Source organism: Dialister sp. CAG:357 (assembly GCF_000435155.1).
GTDB classification, from domain to species: Bacteria; Bacillota; Negativicutes; order Veillonellales; family Dialisteraceae; genus Dialister; species Dialister hominis.
The window spans coordinates 6,721-7,536 of the sequence record NZ_FR896404.1; the positions used below are offsets into that span (position 1 = coordinate 6,721).

Consider the following 816-nt stretch of genomic DNA (forward strand, 5'->3'; position numbering starts at 1 on the left):
CGTCGGTGAGCTGGATTTCTCCGCCTTTCCCCGGTTTTGTCTGTTCAAGAATCTTAAATATTTCCGGAGTGATGACGTAGCGTCCAAGCGCTGCAATGCGGCTGGGGGCTTCTTCAATAGAAGGTTTTTCTATCATGTCCAGGACTTTGACCAAATCCGGATCTTCTGTCTTTACTCCATCAATGATTCCATAGGAAGAGACCTGTTCTTCTCTTACGCGCTGGCAGCCTATGACAGCTCCGCCTGTCTTTTCATACTGATCCATCAGCTGTTTCAGAGCTGGCTCACCGTCGCCTGTATATACGACATCATCACCAAGAATGACGCCAAATGGTTCTCCGTCCATGAATTCCTTGGCACAGAGAATAGCATCTCCAGGGCCTCTCATGTACTGCTGACGAGTATAATGCACTTTGACAGAAGCAACATGACGAATCTCTTTCAAGAGATCCATCTTCCCGGACTCATACAGATGCTGTTCCAGTTCCGGAGAAGAATCGAAATGATCTTCGAAGGCTCTCTTCGCATGACCAGAAATAATAAGGATCTGTTCAATCCCGCTCGCTTCGATTTCTTCGACAATATACTGAATCGTAGGCTTATCTACGATAGGAAGCATTTCCTTCGGCATCGCCTTTGTCTCCGAAAGGAATCGTGTACCAAATCCCGCTGCCGGGCGGATGAGTTGCATTTCTGCGAACGGAGTGAGGTTGGCTTGTTCTCCATTTGCGAAGCAAGGAATGGTGTTGACCTTGCACCGCCAGGAGAAGGTGTCAGGCTCCAAATTTCTGTTGCCTGACGAATACAGTAGTTCTT

General features: G+C 47.9%; 1 protein-coding gene. It reads right to left on the minus strand.

The window, feature by feature from the left end:
• Window positions 1-691 (minus strand): UTP--glucose-1-phosphate uridylyltransferase (locus M3200_RS03565; protein ID WP_288178115.1); only part of this gene is annotated, 691 nt, incomplete at its 3' end.
• Window positions 692-816: the final 125 nt, after the last annotated feature.